2 protein-coding genes are annotated in these 1821 nt (G+C 68.1%); both read left to right on the forward strand.

Annotated features, from left to right (window positions below; genetic code table 11):
* Nucleotides 1-62: 62 nt before the first annotated feature.
* The gene (locus tag ABYX71_RS11800) at nucleotides 63-1016 is read left to right on the forward strand and encodes an ABC transporter ATP-binding protein (protein WP_372696688.1); all 954 of its coding nucleotides are present in this window, start codon (nucleotides 63-65) and stop codon (nucleotides 1014-1016) included.
* Entirely contained in the window at nucleotides 1013-1774 is a 762-nt protein-coding gene (locus ABYX71_RS11805) for an ABC transporter permease subunit (RefSeq protein ID WP_372696689.1), read from the forward strand. The genes ABYX71_RS11800 and ABYX71_RS11805 overlap by 4 nt, the downstream gene beginning before the upstream one ends.
* Nucleotides 1775-1821: the final 47 nt, after the last annotated feature.

Raw genomic sequence — 1821 nt, forward strand, 5'->3', positions numbered from 1 at the left:
ACCTACAAGGAAGCCAAGATCAAGTAAGCAGCGGCGCGGTCCGCTGCGCCACGACCCTACCCATGTCGACCGACATCCTGATTGACGTCGACAACGTCAGCCGCAGCTTCGGACATCGCGACGTCGTGCGCGATGTCAGTTTCACCGTGGTCAAGGGCGAAGTGTTGGGCTTCCTGGGCCCCAACGGCGCCGGCAAGACCACCACCATGCGCATCCTCACCGGCACCCTGGCGCCCAGCCGGGGCCAGGTGCGCGTGGGCGGCATCGACATGCTGCAACACCCCACGCAGGCCAAGGCGCAGCTCGGCTACCTGCCGGAAACCCCACCGCTGAATCGCGACCTCACGGTCGACGAGTTTCTCGACTTCTGTGCCCGCCTGCGCCGCCTGCCACGCCGTCAGGTGCGCCCGGCGCGCGAGCAGGCCAAGGCGCGCTGTGGCCTGCATGACGTCGGCCGGCGGTTGATCGGCAACCTGTCAAAGGGCTTCCAGCAACGCATCGGCATCGCCCAGGCGATCATCCACAACCCGCCGGTGGTGATCCTGGACGAGCCCACGGTCGGGCTCGACCCCATCCAGATCCAGGAAATCCGCGCCCTGATCCGCGAACTCGGCCAGGCGCACAGCGTGATCCTGTCCACCCACATCCTGTCCGAAGTGCAGGCCATCTGCAGCCACGTGCAGATCATTCGCCGCGGCGAACTGGTGCTCAAGGCCGGCATCGACGAACTGGCCACCCACCTGCACGGCGCCCACCTGCAGGTCGCCTTCCGCCGGCCGCCACCAGCCGAAACCCTGGCCCAGATGGACGGCGTGGCCACACTGCACCCACAGGGCGACGGCCGCTGGCTGGTGCACTTCGATGGCGACACCGACCCCACCGACGCGCTGGTGCGTGCGGCCGCGGCAGGCGACTGGGGCCTGTACGAGCTGACCCGTCCGCGCCTGTCGCTGGAGGACGTGTTCCTCGAACTGGCCGGCGATGTCCCGGCCGACGCCCCGGAGCACGCAGCATGAGGGGCATGCTTGCCATCGCCGGCCGCGAACTGCGGGTGCTGTTCGCCTCGCCGTCGGCCTGGGCCATGCTGGCCGTGGTGCAGGCCATCCTCGGCTACCTGTTCCTGACCCAGATCGACATGTTCGTGCAGCTGCGCTCGCAGCTGATGGCCATGCCGGACCCGCCGGGCCTGACGGAAATCGTCGCCCCGTCGCTGTTCGGCAGCGCCGGCATCGTGCTGCTGATGGTGGTGCCCCTGATCACCATGCGCAGTTTCGCCGAGGAGCGGCGCAACCAGACCCTGCCGCTGTTGCTGTCCGCGCCGCTGTCGGTCACCGGCATCGTGCTCGGCAAATACCTGGCCCTGGTCGCCTTCCTGACCCTGGTGACGGCACTGACCGCGCTGATGCCGGCCAGTCTGCTGCTGGGCGCCACCCTCGATCTGGGCCTGCTCGCCGCCGGCGTGCTCGGCCTGTGGCTGCTGCTTGGCAGCTTCGCCGCGCTTGGCCTTTTCATGTCCACGCTGACGGCACACCCGGTCACCGCCGCCGTGAGCACCTTCGGTGTACTGCTGCTGCTGTGGATTCTCGACTGGGCCAGCACCGGCGGTGGCGAGGGCAGCGGCGAACTGCTGCGCCAGATATCCATGCTCAACCGCTACCAGCCACTGCTCAAGGGTGTGTTCTCGACCGCCGACGTGGCGTACTTCGTGCTGTTCATCGCATTGTTCCTGGGACTGAGCATCCGCCGCCTGGATGCCGAGCGCCTGAGCGGCTGAGGTCATGACCGCCCGTCCCTCCACCCGCTTTGCACTGCGCCTGCAGG

It is taken from the genome of Immundisolibacter sp. (assembly GCF_041625615.1).
Lineage (GTDB): Bacteria > Pseudomonadota > Gammaproteobacteria > Immundisolibacterales > Immundisolibacteraceae > Immundisolibacter.